Raw genomic sequence first — 21,777 nt, forward strand, 5'->3', positions numbered from 1 at the left:
TGATGACCATAGCGAGGTGGTCCCACTCCTTCCCATCCCGAACAGGACAGTGAAACGCCTCAGCGCCGATGATAGTGCGGGTTCCCGTGTGAAAGTAGGACATCGTCAGGCTACATTACCCCCAGGCCCTCGCCCCTCAACGGACGAGGGCCTTTTTGTTTGGTCGGCGGCATTAATCGCTCAGGCGGGGTTTCTCGGGCCGATCAGCGGAGTATTCAACGCTGCGTGCCGGCGGTTTTTGGACTTTAGCGTCGCCGCTCCAACAGCCTCAGGAATGCCTCACGTGTTCGGGATGCGGTCCCTTCAGAGATCTCGATCGCGCTCCGGTCTCTTGCGCCGTGGGATGCCTCACGCGCCCGTTCTCGTCTGCCGCTCGTGCGCCGAAGCGGATGTCGCGCAGTCGGCACCGAACGTTGGGGTACACGGGTGATCGCCCGTCTGCAGCGAGCGATCACGATCATCCTGGTCGTGTTCGTGGCCGGTTGGGCGGCGGCTTGTGTTGCGAGAGGTCATGCCGCGCACGCCGCGTGGGCCGCCCTGCTGGTGGTCGGCGGGTATGCCGCGTTCCTTGCCGCCGAGTTCATCTACGCGGCCATTCGCCACGAGGACGGCGCTGCCGCACGTGCTCCGGTCGGGCAGTTGCTGCGCGCCTGGATCGTCGAGGTGATCACGGCACCACTCGTGTTCTGCTGGCGCCAGCCGTTCCGGTCGCAAGCAATCCCGGATGCCGTCGATTCGAAGGACGCTCAGGGAAGGCCGGTACTTCTGGTGCACGGCTTCCTGTGCAACCGCGGCTTCTGGAACCCTTGGATGCGGCGCCTGCGCGCCCGGGGCATCGCGTTCGGGGCGCCGAGTTTGGAACCGGCGTTCGGATCCATCGATGCGTACGCCGACACGATCGAGCGCGCGGCGCGGCAACTGCACGCCGCGTCGGATCAGCCGATCGTGATCGTCGCTCACAGCATGGGCGGACTCGCGGTGCGCGCATGGCTGCGGCGCTATCCGCAGAGCGAGGGACTCGTCTGGCGCATCGTGACGATCGCCTCGCCGCACCAGGGGACGGCGTTCGCTCGGCACGCGCCCAGCACGAACGGGCAGCAGATGCAGATCGGCAGCCGGTGGCTGAGCTCCCTCGCCGGCACGGAGTCGCTCGAGCGCCGCGCGAAGTTCACGTGCTATTTCGGCAACTGCGACAACATCGTGTTCCCGGCGACGCGAGCCTTATTGCCGGGCGCGGTGCATCACCATCTGCCCTCGACCGCGCACGTGCGCATGGCCAGCCGGCGCGAGATATTCGACGAGGTCTTGCGCGCGACCGAACTGCGGTAAGCAGCGTCGGTCTGCCACACCGGTGGCGCGGGCCGGATGCGAGCGATGGTTGTCCGGCCATGCGACCAGCGGGATAGCCGACGGCTCGTCCAAGCGCCCCCCCGATGGTGAAGCGCGCTAGATCGTTCTCACCAGCTGCAGCGCCGCCGTGGTCGAGACGTTGAGCAGCCGGGCCACGTCGGCGATGTCGTCGCCCAGTGCAGGGTTGTCCCAGCCGGTCGCGGTGTGGCGCGCGAGTCGCGCGGCGAGCTCCACGGTACGCACGGCGGTCGTTTCCCGGTGCGCCTCGTCGGCGACTTGCGAGAGGAGGCTTGGCAGCTGCCACGACTGCATCAGCGAGCGTTGCAGATCGGCGACCGTGACGTTGAGCACCCGCAGCTGGATCGCGTGCGACCGCAGCGAGGGGTTGCGGCGCTGCGCCTCGGCGATCTGCAGCGACAGTTCGGGCGCGTGGCACCACAACAGCATCTCGGCGAACTCGTGCAGCAGCGTCGCGGCATGGATGACGGCCGCGTGGGGGTCGCAGCGGTGCACGGCGAACGCCAGCGCGAAGTTCGCGCCGCGATGCGCGCGTGCCAGCACCTTGCGCAACCCGAGCAGCGCGTCGGGCCGATCGGCGAGGCGCGCCTCGACGGTTGGCTGCGGGCCGAAGGCGGCGAAGAAGGGCGAGATGCCCAGCATCACGAGTGCGGCGATCACGGTCTCCGAGCCGGTGACGGCGCGCGCACTGCGGTGCTCGGATGCGTAGGCCAGCACCTTCAGCGTCATCAGCGGGTCGGCCGCGATGGTTTCGCCGATGCCGTTCGCGTCGACGTCGTCGGCGTTGCGTCGCAGCACCTCGAGCGCCTCGGCCGTCTCGGCAAGCACCGGCGTTTCCGCGGCGTGCAGACGCGCCGTCCACGCCGCCAAGTCGGGCAGCGGGGCGCGGATGGTGTCACTGTCGGCGGACGCGGGACTCATCATCGCTGCTCCTGGGTGTGCTCGGCAGTTATCGGCGTACCGGGCGTCGGCTTGAGCGTGCCCACCGAGCGACGGGCACGGCGGCCCGAACGACTTCCGAGCCGACCACAGCGCGAGAAACATCGCGCTTCGCTCGCGATGTGCAGTGGGCCACGTCGCTGAAGTCGGCGAGTCCGCCGACTCAGGTCGGTCATCTCAAGCGGATGGTCGCGCTGCCGAACCGGTGCCTCAGGCTCGCCCGCCGAATTCCCTCGGGCGCGCACCCGCTCCGAACCACGCCGGCGTCCCGTGAGCCCGAATACCGACCCGTTCACCACCGAGCCGGCGCAGCCAGAGCCGCCGAGCTCCGGGCGGCTGCTGTCTCAGCTCCATCGCCCGGGACCTGCGGCACTCGCGAGCGAGTCCTACTGAAACGCCACCTCCGCGAAGCTTCTCAGCTTTCGGCTGTGCAGCCGATCGATGCCGGAGTCGCGCAGGAGCTCGATCGCTCGCACGCCGATGCGCAGGTGCTGGTCGACGCGCTCGCGGTAGAAGTGGTTCGCCATCCCGGGCAGCTTGATGTCGCCGTGCAGCGGCTTGTCGCTCACGCAGAGCAGGGTGCCGTACGGCACGCGGAAGCGGAAGCCGTTCGCCGCGATGGTCGCGCTTTCCATGTCGAGTGCGATCGCGCGGCTCTGACTGAACCGGCGCTCGGGCGTGCTCAGCGCGCCGCGCGACGGCAGCAGTTCCCAGTTGCGGTTGTCGGTGCTCGCGACCGTGCCGGTCCGCATGATCCGCTTCAGCTCGTAACCCTGCAGCTGCGTCACTTCGGCAACCGCGGACTCGAGCGCGACCTGGATCTCCGCGAGCGCCGGGATCGGCACCCAGAGCGGCAGCTCCTCGTCGAGCACGTGGTCCTCGCGAACGTAGCCGTGCGCGAGCACGTAGTCGCCGAGCTGCTGCGAATTGCGCAGCCCGGCGCAGTGGCCGAGCATCACCCAGGCATGCGGGCGCAGCACGGCGATGTGATCGGTGATCGTCTTGGCGTTGGCCGGGCCGACGCCGATGTTGACCATCGTGATGCCGCGTCGATCGCCACGCACCAGGTGGTAGGCGGGCATCTGCGGCAGCCGCGGCGGCGGCGCCCCGAGTTCGTCGCCCGGCTGCGGCGCGGCGCCCTTGTGCCGTGTGATCACGTTGCCGGGCTCGACGAACGCCTCGTAGCCGTGCGGGCCGCCCGCGCCGGCCATCGCCTCGTGCCCCAGCCGCACGAACTCGTCGATGTAGAACTGGTAGTTCGTGAAGAGAACGAAATTCTGGAAGTGGTCCGGAGCGGTGCCGGTGTAGTGCCGCAGGCGCTGCAGCGAGTAGTCGACGCGCGGCGCGGTGAACAGCGCGAGCGGCTGCGGTCCCCCGGCAGCCGGCTCGAAGGTGCCGTTTGCGATGCCGTCGTCCATCGCGCCGAGATCGGGCAGGTCGAACATGTCGCGCAGCCGCAGGCGCCGCTCGGCCGGCAGGCTGCCATCGATGTGGTCGTTGTCGGCCAGCGAGAAGTGCACCGGGATCGGCTGGTGGCTGGTGCCCACCTCGAGCCCCGCATGATGGTTCTGGAGCAACAGGCGGAACTGCTCGAGGTAGTAGCGCCCGAACAGGTCGGGGCGCGTCAAGGTGGTTTCGAACGTTCCGGCGCCGGCGACGAAACCGTAGCTGAGGCGGGAGTCGGCGCGCACCACCGTGTCGGTACGCACCCGCACGAACGGGTAGCACGCGCGCACGTGCGCATCGATCGCGTCGCCGCGCACGAATGCCTGCAGCGAGTCGCGCAGGTAGGTCACGCTCGCGTCGTAGATGGTGCGGACTTGCGCGAGCGCCTGTTCGGGGTCGTCGTAGCGGAGCGGGGCGAAAAATGGGGGCGCAGAGGTCATGGTGCGGCGTGGCGTCGGCGACGGATCAGAGCGTGTCGTGCGTGCGTGGGTGGACGGGGCGACCCGCGCTGACGTGCTTGGGTCGAGCGCCGGGCCGCGAGCGCCATTGTTCCACCGGTGCGCCGCGAGGGCGGCCCAGGGCGTGGCGCCGGATTGCCGCCGCCGCCGATCCCTCGCATCATCGCGCGATGACCAGCCGAGCAGGATCGATCGAGCGATGAGCGGCCCCGGGCGCATTCGCGTCGGTGTGGGTGGCTGGACCTACGCTCCTTGGCGCGACAACTTCTTCCCCTCAGGGCTCGTGCAGAGCCGCGAGCTCGCTTACGCGAGCCGACGCCTGACGGCGATCGAGATCAACGGCACCTACTACCGCACGCAGACGCCGGCGAGCTTCGCGAAATGGCACGACGAAACACCGGACGACTTCGTGTTCAGCGTGAAGGCGTCGCGCTACGCCACCTCGCAGCGCGTGCTCGCCAACGCCGGCGAGGCGATCCAGCGCTTCGTCGGCAGCGGCATCGCCGAGCTCGGGCCCAAGCTCGGGCCGCTGGTGTGGCAGTTCGCACCGACCAAGCGCTTCGACCCGGACGACTTCGGCGCCTTTCTCGCGCTGCTGCCGAAGGAGGTCGGCGGCGTTCGGCTGCGCCATGCACTCGAGGTGCGCCATGCGAGCTTCATGGACCCGGCGTACCTGGCGCTGGCGCGCGAGCACCGCGTCGCCACGGTGTTCGCCGACTCCACCGAGTACCCGTCGTTCGCCGACCTGACCGGCGACTTCGTCTACGCGCGCCTGATGGGCTGCGAATCGCAGCACGCCACCGGGTACGCGCCCGAGCGGATCGAGGCCTGGGCGGAGGCGGCGCGTACCTGGGCCGCGGGCGGCGAGCCGACTGGCCTGTCGCGCGTCGTCGAGCCGCCGAGCACGGGCTCGCGTGGCAGCCCGCGCGGTTCCGCGGCGGGCCGCGATGTCTTCGTGTTCTTCATCAGCGGCGCGAAGGAGCGCGCGCCGGCGGCGGCGCTGGCGCTGCTCGAGCGGCTCGGCATCGCACCGTCCGCCTAGGCACGCGAGCCGCAACGAAGCGAGGCCGGCGACCCGCCCGACGTGGAGCGGCTCGCCGGCCTCACGCGTGTTCAGCGCGCGGCGCTCGATCAGGTTCCGCGGTTACGGCCGAACAGGAAGGTCGCGACGGCGAGGATCACGAACACGATGAAAAGGATCTTGGCGATGCCGGCGGCGCCGGCAGCAATGCCGCCGAACCCGAACACGGCAGCGATCAGCGCGATCACGAAAAAGACAACGGCGTAGTGCAGCATGGTGACTCCTGTTGGTGGCTGGCGCCGCCGGTGGCGGTGGTGCCGATGGGCAGGATCGATGCTGAGTGCGACGCGGCGGCGTTCGCATCGGCCGGCTGGCCGATGCCGCGTCGGCTCGCTCGCGCACCTGATGTCGGAGCGCTCCGACCGGGCTGCCGGCAAGCAGGAGATGGCGTCCAAGGCGCGTGACGGCTTGGCCGGAAGCTGCTCCCCCGGTCCGGCCCTCGGAGCCTCGTCGGCACTGCGCAGCAACTTCCCAGGGGCGTGCCGCCCGGTGGTGAGCGCAGGCCCGGCGCGCGAGGGCCCGCGCGCTCAGCCGCCCGTCGCCGCGCCCGGTTCGCCGATCGTCCCGGCGTCGAGGTGGCGGGTGCACGCGAGCAGCTCGATCCGGCACGGCGACTGCGCCTCGAGCACCGTCATCGACGCATTGCCGATGCGCAGCGTGCGCGCGTGCGCGGCAAGGTCGGCATGCTCGCGCAGCATCGTGGCGATCACGAGCCCGTGCGTCACCACGACGAGCGGGCCAGGGGCTGCGGCGCGGCGCGCCAGCACGCTCTCGAACGCACCCGCCACGCGCGCCGTGAACGTGGCCAGCGATTCGCCGCCCGGGGGGGCCGTGACGAGCGCCAAGGGGTCGTAGCCGAGAGAGTCGAACAGCCGGCCGCGCAAAGCGCCGAAGTCGCGCTCGCGCAGCGTGGCGTCGAGTTCGACGTCGACCTCGCATCGCGCCGCGATGGCGTCGGCCGTCTGCCGCGCGCGAGGGTGGTCGCTGCTCACGATGGCCGCGACGCCCATGCCCGCGAGGCGCTCGGCGAGCGCCGCGGCCTGCGCGAGCCCGCGCGGGCTGAGCGGCGTGTCGGGCGGCTGCAGGACGCGTGCCGCGTTCAACGCGGTCTCGCCGTGGCGCACCAGGATGATCGACACGGCAGTGGGCGGGCGAAGACTCGAGTCCGACCCTACCGCCCCCAGCCGGAACAGCCCGGCCACGGGCGGCGAGCAGTCAGCGCAGCGTTCCTCTCAGAGCCCCGCGTCGGCGCGCAGTGCGGACGCCTTGTTGGTGCGCTCCCAGGTGAACTCGGGCTCGTCGCGACCGAAGTGACCGTAGGCGGCGGTCTTCTCGTAAACCGGGCGCAGCAGGTCGAGCATCTGGATGATGCCCTTCGGGCGCAGGTCGAAATGCTTGCGCACGAGCTCCTCGATCTTATGGTCGGGGATCTTGCCGGTGCCTTCGGTGTAGACCGTGATGTTCATCGGCTTGGCGACGCCGATCGCGTAGGCGACCTGGATCTGGCACTGCCTGGCAAGGCCCGCCGCGACGATGTTCTTGGCCACGTAGCGCGCCGCGTAGGCCGCCGAGCGGTCGACCTTCGACGGGTCCTTGCCCGAGAACGCGCCGCCGCCGTGCGGGCACGCGCCGCCGTAGGTGTCGACGATGATCTTGCGGCCGGTGAGGCCGCAATCGCCCTGCGGGCCGCCGATGACGAAGCGGCCGGTCGGGTTGATCAGGAACTTGGTTTCCTGCAGCCACTCCTTCGGCAGCACCGGCTTGATGATCTCCTCGATCACCGCCTCGACGAACGACGCCTTCATCTTGGTGTGCGTCTCGCTCTGGTCGGGGTCGTGCTGGCTCGACAGCACCACCGTGTCGATCGAGTGCGGCTTGCCGTCCACGTAGCGCATCGTCACCTGGCTCTTCGCGTCGGGGCGCAGGAACGGCAGGCGGCCGTCGCGCCGAAGCTGGGCCTGACGCTCGACGAGGCGGTGCGCGTAGTAGATCGGCGCGGGCATCAGCTCGGGCGTCTCGTCGCACGCGTAGCCGAACATCAGGCCCTGGTCGCCCGCGCCGGTGTTCAGGTGGTCGTCGCTCGCGTGGTCGACGCCCTGGGCGATGTCGTTGGACTGCTTGTCGTAGCAGACCATGACCGCGCAGCCCTTGTAGTCGATGCCGTAGTCGGTGTTGTCGTAGCCGATGCGCTTGATCGTGTCGCGCGCGACCTGGATGTAGTCGACGTGCGCGTTGGTCGTGATCTCGCCGGCGAGCACCACGAGGCCGGTGTTGCACAGCGTCTCGGCCGCGACGCGCGAGCGCGGGTCCTGCCGGAAGATCGCGTCGAGAATGGCGTCCGAAATCTGGTCGGCAACCTTGTCGGGGTGGCCTTCGGAGACGGATTCGGAGGTGAAAAGGAAATCGTTCGACACGAGTGGCTCCAGTGGTTGGTCGGTTGCACCTTGCGTTGCCGACCGAGCGCTGGGTTCGCGGCGAACGCTTTAGCAGGATTTGTTGAGCCCGATGGCCCGGCAGGCAGTGCCTGCGTCGCCCCGCAAGTAGTTCAGTAACTCGGCGACGCTGGGATTATAGAAAGTCTTGCCACGCCTCCGGTGCCCGCCGAGGAGATGGTTTGCCCGCACGCGTGCTGCTCGCGTTCATGAAGTGTTTCCAGGTGCTGCCGCTCGGCGTACAGGCGGCGCTCGGGCGCGCGCTCGGTGCACTGCTGCACGCCCTGGCCGGTTCGCGCCGCCACATCGCGGCGACCAACATCGCGCTCTGCTTTCCGGAGAAGCCGGAAGACGAGCGGCGCCGGCTGGTGCGTGAGCACTTCGGCTGGCTCGGTCGCAGCCTGCTCGAGCGGGGCCTCCTCTGGTTCGCGCCACCCGAGCGACTGCGCCGGCTGATCCACGTCGAGGGCGAGGTCGATCTGGCCGAGCGCAGCGAACGGCCGGTGATGTGGCTGGTGCCGCACTTCATGGCGCTCGACGTGGCCGGGGCCGCGGTGCTGCTGTTCCAGCGGCGCAAGGGCGTCTCGATCTACCAGGCCCAGAGCGATCCGGCGATCGATGCGGCGCTGCGCCGCGGGCGCCTGCGCCTCGGCAACGCCGAGATCTTTCCGCGCGACGAGTCCGTCAAGCCGCTGATCCGCGCGATCAAGGCCGGCGCGGCGTTCTTCAACCTGCCCGACATGGACTTCGGCACCCGCGATGCCGCGTTCGTGCCGTTCTTCGGCGTGCCGGCGAGCACACTGCTTGCGCCGTCGCGCATGGCGCGCGCGCTCGGCATGGTGGTGCAGCCGATCACCGCCGAGATCCTGCCCGGCGGGCGCGGCTACCGGGTGCGCTTCCACACACCGTGGCAAGACTTCCCGAGCGACGACGCGGTCGCCGACAGCGCCGCGATGAACCGCTGGATCGAGGCCGAGATCCGCGCCGACCCCGCGCAGTACCTCTGGGTGCACCGCCGCTTCAAGACCCGGCCGCCCGGCGAGCCGTCGTTGTATTGACGCGCCGCGGCGAGCCGTGCGGCAGGCTGCGCGGTGACGCGACGCGATAATTCGCCATGCGCCTTCGCTTCACCAAAATGCACGGTGCCGGCAACGACTTCGTCGTGGTCGACGCGACCCGCGCCAACGTCGGCCTCGACCGCACCCAGCTGCGCGCGCTCGGCGACCGCCGCTACGGCATCGGCGCCGACCAGATCCTGCTGATCGAGCCCAGCCCCGCGAGCGGCGTCGACTTCGGCTACCGCATCTTCAACGGCGGCAGCGGCGACGAGGTCGAGCAGTGCGGCAACGGCGCACGCTGCGTCGCCCGCTACGTGCTCGATCATGGTCTGACCGATCGCGGGGTGATCCGCGTGCAGACGATGAGCAGCGTGATCGACCTGCACGCCTTGCCGGACGGCCGCGTGCGCGTCGACATGGGCGCGCCGTCGTTCGAGCCGGCACGGCTGCCGTTCGACGCGAGCGGGCTGCTGCCGGTCGACGTGGCGAGCGGGCCCGGCGCCGGCCTCGCCGACGTCCGCGCGGGGTGGAGTGCTGCGATGGCAGCAGCGGCGGCGCGCGGCAACCGCATCGCCGCGAGCGCCGTCGACTTCACGGCCAGTGCCACACCCGCGGACGATGCGTTTGCGATCTGGCCGCTCAACGTCCAGGGCCGCATCGTCGAGATCGCGACCGTGTCGATGGGCAATCCGCACGCGGTGCAGGTGGTTGCCGACGTCGACACGGCGCCGGTGGCGTCGCAGGGGCCGGTGATCGAGGCGCACGCGCGCTTCCCGCGCCATGTGAACGCCGGCTTCGTGCAGATCGTCGAACGCGGCCGGATCCGCCTGCGCGTCTACGAGCGCGGCGCGGGGGAAACGCTCGCTTGCGGGACCGGCGCCTGCGCGGCGGCCGTGGCCGGCATGCGCGCCGGCCTCCTCGATCCCCGCGTCGACGTCGAGGCGCGCGGCGGCCTGCTCACCATCGAATGGGCGGGCGGCAACGCGCCGGTCTGGATGACCGGTGACGCGACGCGCGTGTTCGACGGCGAGATCGACATCTGACGCGGCGCGCCACGCCGAAGCCCTTTCAACGACCTGACCGAGCGACCCGCATCCATGAGCATCCAGGGCATCACCGAAGACGACATCGCGAACTACCTGGCGGCCAGCCCGGGGTTCTTCGAGCGCCACGCCGAGCTGATCGGCACGATCCAGGTGACCAGCCCGCACGGGCACCGCGCGGTGTCGCTGCAGGAGCGGCAGATGGAAATGCTGCGCGAGAAGATCAAGGGCCTCGAGCACAAGATCATCGAGATGATCCGCAACGGCCAGGAGAACGTCGCCATCGCGGACAAGCTGCACCGCTGGACCCGCGAGCTCATGCTCACCGGCAACGCCGCCGACCTGCCCGAGGTGCTGGTGCGCGAGCTGCAGCATCACTTTCTCATCCCCCAGGCGGCGATCCGCGTCTGGGGCGCGGCCGAGGCGTTCGAATCACTGCCGTTCGCCGCGCCCGTCGGCGACGACGTCAAGGCGTTCGGGGCGAGCCTCACGTCGCCGTACTGCGGTGCCAACGCGGGCTTCGAGGCAGTGAAGTGGCTCGCCGCGCCCGCGGAGGCGGCGTCGCTCGCGCTGCTGCCGCTGGCGCCGTTCGAGCAGCCGACGGCGGCGTTCGGCCTGCTGGTGCTCGCGTCGCCCGACCCGACACGCTACTCGAGCGACATGGGCACCGAGTTCCTCGAGCGCATCGCCGAGGTGTCGAGCGCGGCCCTGTCGCGCCTGCTGCCGACCGCCTGACGCGCGCCGAGCGATGAGCGCGGGCGCACGCCGGCGGAACGCGGGGGCGCCGCTGTCGAATGCGCCGCTCGAGCGTCCGGGCCCGGTGGGCGCGGACATGGTCGCCGAAGCGCCGCCGCTCGACGCCGACCTGACTGCGCACCTCGAGCACCTGCGCGTCGAGCGCCGCGTCGCGCCGCGCACCCTCGCGATCTACGAAGACGCGTTCCGGCGCCTGCAGCGATTCGCGGCGGCGACATCGGTCGTGCCGCGGTCTGCGCGCGCCGAGCACGCACGGCGCTGGGCCGCGCAGCTGCACGCCGAGGGGCTGGCGCCGCGCAGCATCGCGCTCGCGCTGTCGGCGTGGCGCGGCTTTTACCGCTGGCTCGGCCAGGCCGGACTGATCGCCGCCAACCCGGTCGACGGGGTGCGAGCGCCCAAGGCCGCCAAGCCGCTTCCGAAGGCGCTGAGCGTCGATCACGCGGTGGCGCTCGCGAGCCATGCCGGCGGCGACGGCGACGCGGTGCTCGAGGCACGCGACCGCTGCATCGTCGAGCTGCTCTACGGCTGCGGTCTGCGGATTGCCGAGCTCACCGGGCTCGACGTGCGCGCCGGCGTCGACGCGGCGGGCTGGATCGACGTCGCCGACGCCAGCGCGCACGTGCTCGGCAAGGGCAGCAAGCGCCGCAGCGTGCCGGTCGGCGCACCGGCACTCGAGGCGCTCGGCGCGTGGCTCGCGGTGCGCGAGCGCGTCGCGCACCGCGACGAGCCGGCACTCTTCGTCAGCCGCCACGGCCATCGGCTCACCGCAAGCCAGGTGCGCTCGCGCCTGAAAGCGCGCGCGCTGCAGGCGGGCGTGCCGAGCCACGTGCACCCGCACATGCTGCGCCACTCGTTCGCCTCGCACCTGCTGCAGTCGAGTGGCGACCTGCGCGCGGTGCAGGAGCTGCTCGGTCACGCCAACATCGCGACGACCCAGGTCTACACCCGGCTCGATTTCGGGCACCTGTCGAAGGTGTACGACGCGGCGCATCCGCGCGCGCGGCGGAGGAAGTAGCGTCAACGGGAAGGCGACGCGCCCCGGCTCGAGCAGGAAGGGCGCGACCGGTGCCGGAGGCTGGCCTCGTCGGCTGGCGCGCGGTGCGCGTCCCTTCAGCCGCGCCGTCCGTGACCGGCACCCTGCGCGGCGCGATGCCCTGCGCTACGACTTGCCCGAAGCGAGCACGAACGCGGTGGCCGCCGCGGCGGGAAGGGCGTCGGCGCTCGGCTTGGCCTCGGGGCGCGGCGGGGGTGCCGCTGCCCCGTGCTCGGCCGCGCCCGTGAGTGCAGGCAGGGTGCCACCGCTCTTGCCTGGCGCGCGGCTCGATGCCTGGGTGCCTGCGCCGCTGCTGAGGTAAAGATGGAGCGCGCGCACGTCCACGTCGTTCATCTCGCGCAGCGATGCGAACGGCATCACCGGGCTGACGGCGCTGCCGTCGGGGCGCTTGCCCGTCTTGAGCATCGCCGCGAACGCGTCGGCGGTCGGGTAGCGCGGCATCACGCTGCCTTCGCCGGGCGCCAGGCGGGCGGCAGCCGGCCAGTCGGGCGGCGCGCCGGGGATCTTGCCGCCGAGCAGCTCGGGTCCGTGGCAGCCGACGCAGCTGTTCGCCACGTAGCGGCCGTGCGCCACCGTCACGCCCTCGGCGACCGGCTGGGCCGGCGCCAGCGTGTGGTCGATCTTCTCGGCGGCGTCGCGGACGACGCCGAAGCCGTAGAGCGCCTTGACCGGAAGCGGCAGGCGCAGCTCGGCTGCGGCGCCGGGCGCCGACGGCAGATGCCGCACATGAGCGACCAGGGCGCCGAGGTCGGCGTCGGTGAGCCGGTTGTAGTCCTCGCTCGGCATGATCAGCAGCGGACGGCCGTCCGGCTTGACGCCGTGCCGGATCGCGCGATCCCAGTCGGCCGCGCCGTAGCCGGCGACGGTGCGGGCGCCCCGCGTGATGTTCGGCGCCCGCACGAACAGGCCGTTCGCGTCCTGGACGACGACCCGGCCGGCGCCGTCGCTGCCGTGGCAGTCGGCGCAGCCGCGCGAGCGGAACAGGTAGGCGCCGCGCTCCAGCGCAGCGCGGTCGTCGTAGAACGCCACCGGCTGCGCCGGCACGTCGATGCGGCGCGCCAACTTGCGTTCGCCCCGCTGCAGCGCGATGCCGACGACCAGCGTCGCCAGTGCGAGCAGCGACAGGACGCCGATGGCGCCGCGCCGGACCCATGTGTTCATCGCCGAGCCCCCTTCGCGTGCGGGGTCAGGCACCCGGCGCCACGCCGGCGGCGAGCGCGAGCTTCCTCCAGCCGGCGGCGTCGAGGTGCGGGCGCACCATCGTCAGCACGCCGAGCAGCGCCTCGGGCGGCATGCCGGCCTTCATGTCGCCGACCAGCAGCGCGCGATCGACCGGGGGCAGCATCGGCAGCATCCAGCGCGCGACCAGCAGCTGGCCGGCCGGCGGGATGCTCGCGACCAGACGGTCGTGCAGCGCGACCAGCTCGGCGTCGCTGTACTGCTCCCACAGCATGGCGTTGTGCTGGGTCTCCTCGACGTGCATGTGCTCGAAGTTCTCGGCGACGAAGAGGGCCAGATGGCGATACAGGCGCAGCGCGAGCGCCGGCGCGCTGGCCGCCGGGGCGGCCGCCAGCCCGGCGGCCTCGCTGCGCAGCGCGTCGATCGAGTCGAGGTGATCGACGTGCTCGCCGGCGACCCGGCTTGCGCCGGCCGGGCGGCGCGCCTCGATCGCGGTGTGGATGAAGTCGTTCTCGTGGCGGATGTGGTCGCAGCAGAAGTCGAGCAGCTCGTTCAGCTGCGCGAGACCGGCGTCGCGATCGGCAGGATCGCTGACGTCGAGGCGGCCGATGCGCACCAGCGTGTCGGACATGAACGCGCGCAGCGCCTTGTGGATCCAGGCGTACATGTCGAAGCGGGGCGCGGCCGCGGTGTTCACGGTGGTGGCGGGGCGGACGGCGTCGAGGGTGCTCGTGGACATGCAGGTCTCCGTTGCGGGATGCGGCAAACGCCGCGATGGCCGGCATTCTTCGAAAACGCGATGCGCGGGCCATCGCCCGAAGGAGCCACGGCGCGGCGTGCGACGGGCCATGGCGGCGCGGGCATGGAGCGCGCGGGTGCGGTGGCACGGGCCATGACGAAGCGGATGCGTAACCGGCGCAGGCGAGGGACGGGCCATGGGCCGGCGCCTGCGCCCGCGAGGCCGAGCCGGGCCATGGCTCGCCCGGCGCGACCCCTACGGCTTCACCCCGCGACGTGCGCCCGGTACCAGGCCGCGGCCTGGCCGCGCGACTGCAGCGCGAGCTTGTCGAGGATGTTGGCGACGTGGCGCTTGACGGTGTGCGGGCTGAGGTCGAGCGCGCGTGCGATCAGCTTGTTGCTGTCGCCAGCGGCGATATGGCGCAGCACGTCGAGCTCGCGCGCGCTGAGTGGCGTCGCAGATGCCGTCGGCGCGGCCGAAGGCGCTGCTTCGAGCGCGGCCGGGCGCAGCGCTCGCTCGCCATCCGCCTCGCTGGCAAAGCACGCGGCCCACGCGCGCAGCTGCGCAGTCGCGGTGGGCTCGAGCCGCTCGCCCCATGCCGCATCGGCGAGCTCGAGCAGCCCGGCAGCGCCGATCGCGAGCGCGCCGCCCGGCTCGCCGGCGCGCTCGGCGCTGTCGAGCGCGGCGGTGATCATGGCGGCGGCCTCGTCCAGGCGCCCGAGACGCAGCCAGGCGCGTGCGAGCCGCAGGCGGATTTCGTTGCTCTGGCCGAACACGCCGAGCGCGAGCGGCGGCTCGAGCGCGCGCGCGAAGGCGTCGGCCGCGTGCTCGAGCTCGCCACGATGCCAGGCGACGCGTCCTTCGATGCCGTCGCGGAACGCCTGCAGCATGGCCGGCGCCTTTGCGAGCTCGCTGCGCGCGGGCAGCGCGGCGGCGAGCGCGAGCACCGCGTCGACGTCGCCTCCGATGTCGGCGACGCGCACCGCGTGCATCTGGTAGTAGGCGTGGAACACCGAGCCACGCCGGTAGCCGACGTCGGGGTCGTCGAACAGCTTCATCAGCTCGTCGACGGCGTGGCGCGATGCCGCGCGGTCGCCGTTCAGCGCGTGCAGCATCGAGAGCGCGCCGTAGACATAGACGCGCACGTTGGCCGGCGGGCCGAGCCAGCGGGCGTCGGCTTCCGCCCGCTGCAGCACGCGTGCCGCGGCGGCGAAGCGCCCCGCCAGGAACTCGCCCCAGCCTTCGGCCACGTACGCCATCGCGCGCAGCGGCGTCGGCGTGTCGGGGGTGGCACGCAGTGCGCCGGTTGCGAAGCGCGCCAGCGGCTCGCGCATGCCGTGGATGCCGCACTGCAGGGCGCGCGGCACGCACTGGTACCAGAGGATCACGCTGTCGCTCGGCTCGACGGTGTCGAGGACGCGTGCGTAGAGCGGGCCGACCTCGTCGAAACGGCCGATGTCGAATGCGCAGTAGACGCGCACGATGCCGGCGAGCGCGGCGTCGCGCGTCTCCAGACGGTCGATCGGGATCGCGTCGAGCAGCGTCAGCGCGTCGCGGCCGCGCCCGGCACCGGCGGTCGCCACCGCCACGTAGATGCCCGAGCGGTAGGCGGCGAGCGTGTCGCCGGCGGACTCGAATGCGGCCTGGGCCTGACGCGCCGACTCGCCCATGCGCGGCCAGTCCCAGCGCGACCAGGCGCACAGGCACCGCATGTGCGCCAGCGCCCCGGAGCGCTCGCGCACGTCGGGCGGGAACTGCTCCAGCAGGCGCAGCACCGGCGCCGGCCCGACGGTGATGATGATCTCGGCGCCGGCGCGCGCGAGCACCGCCTCGGCCTCGCTCCAGTCGCCCGCTCGCACCAGGAAACCGATGCGGCGCAGCGTGTCCGGTTCGCCGGCGGCGGCGCGGCGGTAGAGCAGCGGGAGCTCGTCGGCCATCTCGCGGCGCAGCCGGTCCTGCAGGAAGTCGCGGAACAGATCGTGCAGGCGCAGCGTCGGTTCGGCGCCGGCGAGCACCGACACGAAGAGGCCGCGCCGCTCGATCTCTTCCAGCCACTCGGCGGCGCGAGCGTCGGCCGACACGGCGGCGCAGCGGCCGGCGGTGAGCTCGCTCAGCACCGAGCAGCGCAGCAGGAAGCAGCGCAGCTCGCGCGGCATCTCGTCGAGCACTTCGGCGAGCAGGTAGTCGAACACGTGGCGGTCGGTCGCGCCGTCGGCGATCGCCGCCCGCGTGGCGTGACCCGTGCGCAGGCTGTTGACCGCCAGGCGCAGGCCCACCGCCCAGCCGTGAGTGCGGTGCAGCAGGCGTCGGCTCGTCGCGTCGAGCGAATCGGCGCCGTCGGCGGCCGCCGCGGGAGCGAGCAGGGCGCCGACCTCGTCGAGCGTGAAGCGCAGGTCGGGTTCGCGGAATTCGGCAAGCTCGTCGTGGGCGCGCAGGCGCGCCAGCGAGAGCGGCGGCTCGCTGCGCGTCGCGACGATGAGCCCCCACTGCGCCGGCAGGCGCTCGAGCAGCTGGTCGACGAAGTCGAACACCGCGGCATCGCGGATCCGGTGCGCGTCGTCGACGACGATGAGGCCGCGCCGCACGTCGCACGCGGCGAGCGTGTTGACGAGCTCGCCGAGCGCAGCGCGACGATCGCCACGGCTGCCCCCGGCCATCGCGACCAGCGCCTCGGGGTCGATGCGCCACGGCGGGTCGAACGGCTCGAGCGCGGCGCACAGGCACGCGAGCAGCGCGAGCGCGTCGTCGTCGAGGTCGACCGCGACCCAGGCCACCGAGGCCGCACCGCCAAGCCGGGCGATGAGGCGGGTCAGCGCGGCGGTCTTGCCGAACCCGGCAGGTGCCGCGACCAGCACCAGGCGCTTGCTCAGCGCCGCGTCGACGAGCCGCTCCTCGAGCGTGACGCGCGCCACCAGCCCCGCGCGCGGACGCGGCGGCTGGATCTTCGTGAGCGCGAACGACGGCGTCATCGGCGGGAGGCGCGCATTGTCGCCAACCGCGCGGCGGCTGGGGAGGTGGGCCCACGCCAGATCCGGCGCAACGCCGTTGCGGCGCCGGCTGCTCGTCGATGCTGCGGGCGCATGGCAGGCGAGCGCGCCGCATGAACGAGCCTGCGCGTTGCGCGGCGCAGTCGCCGCGCGTTCGCCCAGCGCGTGCTCAGCAGCGGCCGTCGAGGCTCACGCGTCAACCCTCGCCCAGCGGCAGCGCCGTCTCGTCCTTGGCCCGATGCACGCTGAAATACGCCTTCACGTTGCGCACGTTGGCGTCCTCGGTGAAGAGGCGCTGGACCAGCGCGTGATAGTCGGCCATGTCGCGCAGCTGCACGCAAAGCACGAAGTCGGGACCGGGCGAGACGCGGTGGCACTGGCGCACGGCGGGCTCCGCGATCGCCCGCGTTTCGAAGGCGGCGAGCGCGTCGGCACCCTGACGGTCGAGGCTCACCTCGACGAACGCCGTCACGCCGAAGCCCAGCTTCTCGGGCGAGAGCAGGGCCACCCGGCGCTCGATGACGCCGGCGTCGACGAGCCGGCGCACGCGGCGCAGGCAGGTCGCAGGCGACGTATGAACCACCGACGCGAGCGCGTGGTTGGTGATCGATGCGTCGCGCTGCAGCGCGTCGAGGATCGCCCAGTCGGTCGCGTCGAGCGGCGGGAGCGCTGCGGAAGATTTCATCGAAGCCGCGAGTCTGCTTTTTTGTTGCAGTTCATGGGGAAGTTGGCATTTTCGTTCATTTTCCCAAGGATGTCGCAACCCTTTTTCACGTGCGCCGTTCTACAGTGCCGCTCCCCCACGCTCAGAAGGCCTGCCATGTGCGGAATCGTTGCCGGCGTCAGCACCCGGAACATCGTGCCGATCCTCATCGAGGGCCTGCGGCGTCTCGAGTACCGCGGCTACGACTCGTGCGGCATCGCGCTGCACCAGGACGGCGAGCTGCGGCGCGCGCGCAGCACGGCGCGCGTCACCGAACTGCAGGCGAGCGCCGACACCGACCGGCTCGCCGGTGGCACCGGCATCGCGCACACGCGCTGGGCCACCCACGGCGCGCCGTTGGTCCACAACGCGCACCCGCACTTCTCGCCGGGGCCACGGCGCGCGCGCGCCGACGCCGGTCAGGACGCGGGCGAGGCGTCGGGCATCAGCGCGGTGGGCCGGGTCGGTCTGGTCCATAACGGGATCATCGAGAACCACGACGAGCTGCGCGCGGCGCTGACCGCCAAGGGCTACGAATTCGTCACGCAAACCGACACCGAGGTGATCGCGCACCTGGTGGACCACCACTACACCGGCGACCTGCTCGAGGCGGTGCAGCAGGCGATCCCGCAGCTGCGCGGCGCGTACGCGATCGCGGTGTTCTGCCGCGACGAGCCGCACCGGGTGGTCGGCGCGCGCCACGGCTCGCCGCTGGTGCTCGGCGTGACGGTCGGCGACTTCGGCCGCGGCGCCGAGACCTTCCTGGCCTCGGACGCGATGGCGCTCGCCGGCGTCACCGACCAGATCGTCTACCTCGACGACGGCGACGTCGCCGACCTGCAGCTGGGCAAGTACTGGCTGCTGCACGCCGAGAGCGACGGCCGCTGGCGCCGCATCGAGCGCCCGGTGCGCACCGTGGTCGCGCACACCGGTGCGGCCGAGCTCGGCCCGTACCGCCACTACATGCAGAAGGAGATCTTCGAGCAACCGAAGGCGATCGCCGACACGCTCGACGCGGTCGCCGGCGTCGCGCCCGACCTGTTCGGCGACGCGGCGCACCGCGTGTTCGATCGCATCGACTCGGTGCTGATCCTCGCCTGCGGCACCAGCTACTACAGCGGCTCGGTCGCCAAGTACTGGCTCGAAAGCATCGCCAGGATCCCGACCCAGGTCGAGATCGCGAGCGAGTACCGCTACCGCGACAGCGTGCCGAACCCGCGCACGCTGGTCGTCACCATCTCGCAGAGCGGCGAGACGGCCGACACGCTGGCCGCGCTGAAGCACGCGCGCTCGCTCGGCATGAACGACACGCTGACGATTTGCAACGTCGCGACGAGCGCGATGGTGCGCGAATGCGCGCTCGCGTACATCACGCGCGCCGGCGTCGAGATCGGCGTCGCGTCGACCAAGGCGTTCACGACGCAGCTGGTGGGCCTGTTCCTGCTGACGCTGGCGCTCGCGAAGACGCGCGGCCACCTCGACGACGCGGCGGAGGCGCGCCACCTGCAGGCGCTGCGCCACCTGCCGGTCGCGGTGCAGGCGGTGCTCGCGCTCGAGCCGCATATCATCGCCTGGGCCGACGAGTTCGCGCGCAAGGAGAACGCGCTCTTCCTCGGCCGCGGCATGCACTACCCGATCGCGCTGGAAGGCGCGCTCAAGCTGAAGGAGATCAGCTACATCCACGCCGAGGCGTACCCCGCCGGCGAGCTCAAGCACGGCCCGCTCGCGCTGGTGACGGCGCAGATGCCGGTGGTCGCGATCGCACCGAACGACGCGCTGCTCCAGAAGCTCGAGAGCAACCTGCAGGAAGTGCGCGCGCGCGGCGGCGAGCTGTTCGTGTTCGCCGACGCCGACACCCGCATCCATTCGGGCGACGGCATCCGCGTGATCCGCATGCCGGAGCACTACGGCGCGCTCTCGCCCATCCTCCACGTGATCCCGCTGCAGCTGCTCGCGTATCACACCGCCTGCGCACGCGGCACCGACGTCGACAAGCCGCGCAACCTGGCCAAGAGCGTCACCGTCGAGTAGGCGAGGCGCCGACCGTCCGTCGGCTATAACGGCGGCGCCGCCGCCATGGATCCCGCGACCGTCATCCTGGTTCTCGCCACGCATCTCACGTGCTCCGGCGGGCTTTTCCTGGTCGTGGGCCGGCAGCTGCCCGAACGCTGCGGCATCCAGCTCTGGGGCTTGTGCGGACTGCTGTTCGGCGCCGCCTTCGTCGGCCGACTGGCGGCCGGGCTCGACGCGCCGCCTGCCTGGGGGCAGCTCAGCGACATTGCGATGATCGGCGCGATGCTGCTGCTCACGGCGGGCCTGCGCCAGTTCTTCGGGAGCGAGCCGCTTTCGCCGCGCGCCGGGCTGGCGCTGCTGCTCGGCTTTGCCGCGTTGCAGACGCTCGCGGTGCTCGGCGCGGGCGCGGTCGGTCGCTTCGCGGTGATCAACCTCGGGCTCGGCATTGCGCACCTGTGGGTCGCAGCGATCGCGGCGACGGCCCGCCGCGGCGCCGAGCCGGGCCTGCAGCGGCCGCTCCTCGTGCTGACGATCCTCGCAGGCTCGCAGGGGCTTGCCTCGGCGACGCGCGGCCTGCACATCGCGGCCGCGGGCGTCGACGTGATCTACCGGGGCATCCCGGCGCAGCTCTACTACGCCTACTCGTCGCTCGGCACGGTGCTGCTCGCGATGATCCTGCTGTGGTTGCTGTTCGCGCGTCTGAACGGTCAGCTGTCGGAGCTGGCGACGCGCGACGCGCTGACGCGGCTGCTCAACCGCACCGGTCTGGACGACGCGCTCAGGCGCCATTTCGGCGCGCGTGGCGCGCAGCCGCTGCGGCTGCTCGCGCTCGACATCGACCACTTCAAGCGCATCAACGACACGCTGGGTCACGCGAGCGGCGATCAGGTGCTGCGCGCGGTCGCCGGCGTGCTGGCGCGCGGAGTGCGGCCGAACGACATCGTGGCGCGCCTGGGTGGCGAGGAGTTCGTGGTGTGCTGCGCGGCCGCCGATGCGGCCACGGCGTTGTCGCTCGCGGAACGGCTGCGCAGCGCGGTCGCCGCGCTCTCGACCGTCGCGGCCGACGGCCGCACGACGGCTCGCTGCACGATCAGCATCGGCGTGTCCGAAGCGTGCAGCGCGCTCGCCGACTGGTCGCGGGCCGCCGCCGCCGCCGATCGCGCGCTCTATGCCGCCAAGGCGGCTGGACGCGACCGCGTCATGGCCGCCTGAGCGCGGCTCGGCGTCGGCCGCGCGGCGCTCAGCGCACCGCGACGTAGTCGATACCGACTTCGGGCAGAAAGTGCTCGGCGAGCGGGGCCGGCACGCCGGTTGCGATGGTCACGAGCCCCAGGTTGCGTGCCACGCAGACGATGCCGTCGAGCACCGACGCGAGCGCGGGGTCGCCTTCGCAGCCGCACAGGAAATCGGGCTCGAGGCGGATGCCTTGCAGCGGATGACGGCCGAGATCGCCGAAGCGGGTCTGCGGCCCGACCCGGTCGAGCACGACGCTCACGCGGTGGCGCTCGAACGCCTCGAACAGGCTCGCGCTGCGTGCGCCGGGTTCGGTGACCGCGACCGCGAGCTTGTCGACGATGCCGGCGTCGGCCGCGCATTCGGCGATCTCGCCGACGTCCTCGGCCAGCAGGCCGCCCGGCGCGTTGATCAGCACGAACGCGGTGTCGCCCGGCAGGCTCTCGCGCAGCCACTTCATCGTGGGGCGCAGGCGTGTCGCACCGGCGAGCGCGAAGCCGCGCACTTCATACGCGGCGCTGCCCCAGGCCGGCGCGTTGCAGCGCACCAGGCGGATCAGCGAGCGTTCTTCGACGACGGAGGTGCTCATGGCCGACGTGCCTCCGAGGCCGTCGCGACATCACGATCCCAGGCGGCGGTGGATCTCCTGGTCGTCGAGCGCGATGTCCGCGTGGTGCGTGAGGACCATGAAACTGTACAGCCCGAAATTGCGCGTGCGCCATCGCTCCTCGGCATCCCGGACCGGCAGGCACAGGATGCTGTGCAGCGCCCCCGGCGCATAACTGAGCTCAACTTTTCTGCCATCGAGTAGGTCGTCAAATTGGTAGGAGCGGTAGATAGCGTCGACCGGACGACGCCCGGCGACGTAGATGTGCTCGACACCACTCTTTCGGCAGATTAGATAGCTGGCTTTAGCGAGCGCCGCCGTAACCATGCGGCCGGGCGTGCCATTGGCAACGCCCAGGCGCATCAGCTCCGCGCCGCGGCGCCCCTTCAGGTGCGCCGGCAACGGCGCCGAGCGCTCGAACTTCATCGGCTCGGCGAAGTTGGGCTGAACCCGGATCGTGCCGATCGCCCGCCCGTCCAGCTTCTGGCGTGCGATCAGCACGACCACGTCGGGCCGGCTGTCGTCAGCCTCCGCCTCGCGCAGCTTGGCGGCGCCCGGAGCGTTGTGACGTTCGTAGGCGCTCGAGCGCACTGCCACCGCCTCCTCGAGCTCGCTCGCGGTGGTGACGATGCTCACCTCGAACGGCAGTCCCTGCGTCGTGGTTGCGCACGAGGAATATGG

The 21,777-nt window shown here is 71.6% G+C and carries 19 protein-coding genes and 1 rRNA gene; 9 read left to right on the forward strand and 11 right to left on the reverse strand.

The window, feature by feature from the left end; translation table 11 throughout:
- Both rrf and HQN59_RS26010 read left to right on the forward strand, forming a co-directional pair.
- Nucleotides 1-111: ribosomal RNA gene (rrf, locus tag HQN59_RS06975) — 5S ribosomal RNA — on the forward strand; the annotation flags it as partial.
- A gap of 315 nt (nt 112-426) precedes the next feature.
- Nucleotides 427-1,329, forward strand: coding sequence for an alpha/beta fold hydrolase (locus HQN59_RS26010; protein WP_176067536.1), 903 nt, complete (start codon nt 427-429; stop codon nt 1,327-1,329).
- A gap of 117 nt (nt 1,330-1,446) precedes the next feature.
- On the opposite strand, the gene HQN59_RS06985 is transcribed toward HQN59_RS26010, so the two are convergent.
- Nucleotides 1,447-2,289, reverse strand: a complete 843-nt coding sequence (locus tag HQN59_RS06985; RefSeq protein WP_176067537.1) for an HDOD domain-containing protein — start codon at nt 2,287-2,289, stop codon at nt 1,447-1,449.
- A 404-nt stretch (nt 2,290-2,693) separates the two neighbouring features.
- Nucleotides 2,694-4,193, reverse strand: coding sequence for an AMP nucleosidase (locus tag HQN59_RS06990; protein ID WP_176067538.1), 1,500 nt, complete (start codon nt 4,191-4,193; stop codon nt 2,694-2,696).
- Between the two features lie 217 nt (nt 4,194-4,410).
- On the opposite strand from HQN59_RS06990, the gene HQN59_RS06995 reads away from it, so the two are divergent.
- The gene (locus HQN59_RS06995) at nt 4,411-5,253 is read left to right on the forward strand and encodes a DUF72 domain-containing protein (RefSeq protein ID WP_176067539.1); all 843 of its coding nucleotides are present in this window, start codon (nt 4,411-4,413) and stop codon (nt 5,251-5,253) included.
- A gap of 89 nt (nt 5,254-5,342) precedes the next feature.
- On the opposite strand, the gene HQN59_RS07000 is transcribed toward HQN59_RS06995, so the two are convergent.
- The 3 genes from HQN59_RS07000 to metK form a co-directional block, all read right to left on the reverse strand.
- Nucleotides 5,343-5,507 (reverse strand): DUF1328 domain-containing protein, encoded by a 165-nt coding sequence (locus tag HQN59_RS07000; RefSeq protein WP_176067541.1) that lies wholly within the window; start codon nt 5,505-5,507, stop codon nt 5,343-5,345.
- A 312-nt stretch (nt 5,508-5,819) separates the two neighbouring features.
- Nucleotides 5,820-6,431: a histidine phosphatase family protein gene (locus HQN59_RS07005; protein WP_176067543.1), complete on the reverse strand. Its 612-nt coding sequence runs from the start codon at nt 6,429-6,431 to the stop codon at nt 5,820-5,822.
- A gap of 93 nt (nt 6,432-6,524) precedes the next feature.
- A complete protein-coding gene (gene metK, locus HQN59_RS07010; RefSeq protein WP_176067545.1) occupies nt 6,525-7,706 on the reverse strand; it encodes a methionine adenosyltransferase in 1,182 nt (393 codons plus the stop codon).
- A 227-nt stretch (nt 7,707-7,933) separates the two neighbouring features.
- Between metK and HQN59_RS07015 the strand changes: the two genes are divergently transcribed.
- The 4 genes from HQN59_RS07015 to HQN59_RS07030 all read left to right on the forward strand — a co-directional run bounded on the left by HQN59_RS07015 (nt 7,934) and on the right by HQN59_RS07030 (nt 11,596).
- Nucleotides 7,934-8,782: a lysophospholipid acyltransferase family protein gene (locus HQN59_RS07015; protein WP_176068411.1), complete on the forward strand. Its 849-nt coding sequence runs from the start codon at nt 7,934-7,936 to the stop codon at nt 8,780-8,782.
- 56 nt (nt 8,783-8,838) lie between these two features.
- The gene (gene dapF / locus HQN59_RS07020; protein ID WP_176067547.1) at nt 8,839-9,825 is read left to right on the forward strand and encodes a diaminopimelate epimerase; all 987 of its coding nucleotides are present in this window, start codon (nt 8,839-8,841) and stop codon (nt 9,823-9,825) included.
- A 54-nt stretch (nt 9,826-9,879) separates the two neighbouring features.
- On the forward strand, nt 9,880-10,560 hold the full coding sequence (locus tag HQN59_RS07025; protein WP_176067549.1) for a DUF484 family protein: 681 nt from the start codon (nt 9,880-9,882) through the stop codon (nt 10,558-10,560).
- 97 nt (nt 10,561-10,657) lie between these two features.
- The gene (locus tag HQN59_RS07030; protein WP_176068413.1) at nt 10,658-11,596 is read left to right on the forward strand and encodes a tyrosine recombinase XerC; all 939 of its coding nucleotides are present in this window, start codon (nt 10,658-10,660) and stop codon (nt 11,594-11,596) included.
- A gap of 144 nt (nt 11,597-11,740) precedes the next feature.
- Here the strand turns inward: HQN59_RS07030 and HQN59_RS07035 are convergent, their stop codons facing one another.
- The 4 genes from HQN59_RS07035 to HQN59_RS07050 all read right to left on the reverse strand — a co-directional run bounded on the left by HQN59_RS07035 (nt 11,741) and on the right by HQN59_RS07050 (nt 17,225).
- Complete coding sequence (locus HQN59_RS07035; protein ID WP_176067551.1) at nt 11,741-12,796, reverse strand: c-type cytochrome; 1,056 nt, start codon at nt 12,794-12,796, stop codon at nt 11,741-11,743.
- A 25-nt stretch (nt 12,797-12,821) separates the two neighbouring features.
- Nucleotides 12,822-13,553 (reverse strand): hemerythrin domain-containing protein, encoded by a 732-nt coding sequence (locus HQN59_RS07040; protein WP_176067558.1) that lies wholly within the window; start codon nt 13,551-13,553, stop codon nt 12,822-12,824.
- A 263-nt stretch (nt 13,554-13,816) separates the two neighbouring features.
- Entirely contained in the window at nt 13,817-16,522 is a 2,706-nt protein-coding gene (locus HQN59_RS07045) for a winged helix-turn-helix domain-containing protein (RefSeq protein ID WP_176067559.1), read from the reverse strand.
- A 214-nt stretch (nt 16,523-16,736) separates the two neighbouring features.
- Nucleotides 16,737-17,225, reverse strand: a complete 489-nt coding sequence (locus tag HQN59_RS07050; RefSeq protein WP_176067560.1) for an Lrp/AsnC family transcriptional regulator — start codon at nt 17,223-17,225, stop codon at nt 16,737-16,739.
- A gap of 135 nt (nt 17,226-17,360) precedes the next feature.
- On the opposite strand from HQN59_RS07050, the gene glmS reads away from it, so the two are divergent.
- Complete coding sequence (gene glmS, locus HQN59_RS07055; protein WP_176067561.1) at nt 17,361-19,274, forward strand: glutamine--fructose-6-phosphate transaminase (isomerizing); 1,914 nt, start codon at nt 17,361-17,363, stop codon at nt 19,272-19,274.
- A 45-nt stretch (nt 19,275-19,319) separates the two neighbouring features.
- Nucleotides 19,320-20,468, forward strand: a complete 1,149-nt coding sequence (locus HQN59_RS07060; protein ID WP_176067562.1) for a GGDEF domain-containing protein — start codon at nt 19,320-19,322, stop codon at nt 20,466-20,468.
- Between the two features lie 28 nt (nt 20,469-20,496).
- Here HQN59_RS07060 and HQN59_RS07065 read toward each other — a convergent pair whose 3' ends face one another.
- Nucleotides 20,497-21,078 (reverse strand): EAL domain-containing protein, encoded by a 582-nt coding sequence (locus tag HQN59_RS07065; protein ID WP_176067564.1) that lies wholly within the window; start codon nt 21,076-21,078, stop codon nt 20,497-20,499.
- Nucleotides 21,079-21,108: 30 nt separating this feature from the next.
- The gene (locus HQN59_RS07070) at nt 21,109-21,732 is read right to left on the reverse strand and encodes an N-acyl amino acid synthase FeeM domain-containing protein (RefSeq protein ID WP_176067565.1); all 624 of its coding nucleotides are present in this window, start codon (nt 21,730-21,732) and stop codon (nt 21,109-21,111) included.
- Nucleotides 21,733-21,777: the final 45 nt, after the last annotated feature.

The sequence above is a fragment of the Rhizobacter koreensis genome (assembly GCF_013366375.1).
Lineage (GTDB): Bacteria > Pseudomonadota > Gammaproteobacteria > Burkholderiales > Burkholderiaceae_C > Schlegelella_A > Schlegelella_A koreensis.

What these genes read in the sequence shown, in the direction of transcription:
- HQN59_RS06985 (WP_176067537.1), bottom strand. Translation starts at nt 2,289, where the DNA reads ATGAGTCCCGCGTCCGCCGACAGTGACACCATCCGCGCCCCGCTGCCC.
- HQN59_RS06990 (WP_176067538.1), bottom strand. Translation starts at nt 4,193, where the DNA reads ATGACCTCTGCGCCCCCATTTTTCGCCCCGCTCCGCTACGACGACCCC.
- HQN59_RS06995 (WP_176067539.1), top strand. Translation starts at nt 4,411, where the DNA reads ATGAGCGGCCCCGGGCGCATTCGCGTCGGTGTGGGTGGCTGGACCTAC.
- HQN59_RS07000 (WP_176067541.1), bottom strand. Translation starts at nt 5,507, where the DNA reads ATGCTGCACTACGCCGTTGTCTTTTTCGTGATCGCGCTGATCGCTGCC.
- HQN59_RS07015 (WP_176068411.1), top strand. Translation starts at nt 7,934, where the DNA reads ATGAAGTGTTTCCAGGTGCTGCCGCTCGGCGTACAGGCGGCGCTCGGG.
- dapF (WP_176067547.1), top strand. Translation starts at nt 8,839, where the DNA reads ATGCGCCTTCGCTTCACCAAAATGCACGGTGCCGGCAACGACTTCGTC.
- HQN59_RS07025 (WP_176067549.1), top strand. Translation starts at nt 9,880, where the DNA reads ATGAGCATCCAGGGCATCACCGAAGACGACATCGCGAACTACCTGGCG.
- HQN59_RS07030 (WP_176068413.1), top strand. Translation starts at nt 10,658, where the DNA reads ATGGTCGCCGAAGCGCCGCCGCTCGACGCCGACCTGACTGCGCACCTC.
- HQN59_RS07035 (WP_176067551.1), bottom strand. Translation starts at nt 12,796, where the DNA reads ATGAACACATGGGTCCGGCGCGGCGCCATCGGCGTCCTGTCGCTGCTC.
- HQN59_RS07040 (WP_176067558.1), bottom strand. Translation starts at nt 13,553, where the DNA reads ATGTCCACGAGCACCCTCGACGCCGTCCGCCCCGCCACCACCGTGAAC.
- HQN59_RS07045 (WP_176067559.1), bottom strand. Translation starts at nt 16,522, where the DNA reads ATGACGCCGTCGTTCGCGCTCACGAAGATCCAGCCGCCGCGTCCGCGC.
- HQN59_RS07050 (WP_176067560.1), bottom strand. Translation starts at nt 17,225, where the DNA reads ATGAAATCTTCCGCAGCGCTCCCGCCGCTCGACGCGACCGACTGGGCG.
- glmS (WP_176067561.1), top strand. Translation starts at nt 17,361, where the DNA reads ATGTGCGGAATCGTTGCCGGCGTCAGCACCCGGAACATCGTGCCGATC.
- HQN59_RS07060 (WP_176067562.1), top strand. Translation starts at nt 19,320, where the DNA reads ATGGATCCCGCGACCGTCATCCTGGTTCTCGCCACGCATCTCACGTGC.
- HQN59_RS07065 (WP_176067564.1), bottom strand. Translation starts at nt 21,078, where the DNA reads ATGAGCACCTCCGTCGTCGAAGAACGCTCGCTGATCCGCCTGGTGCGC.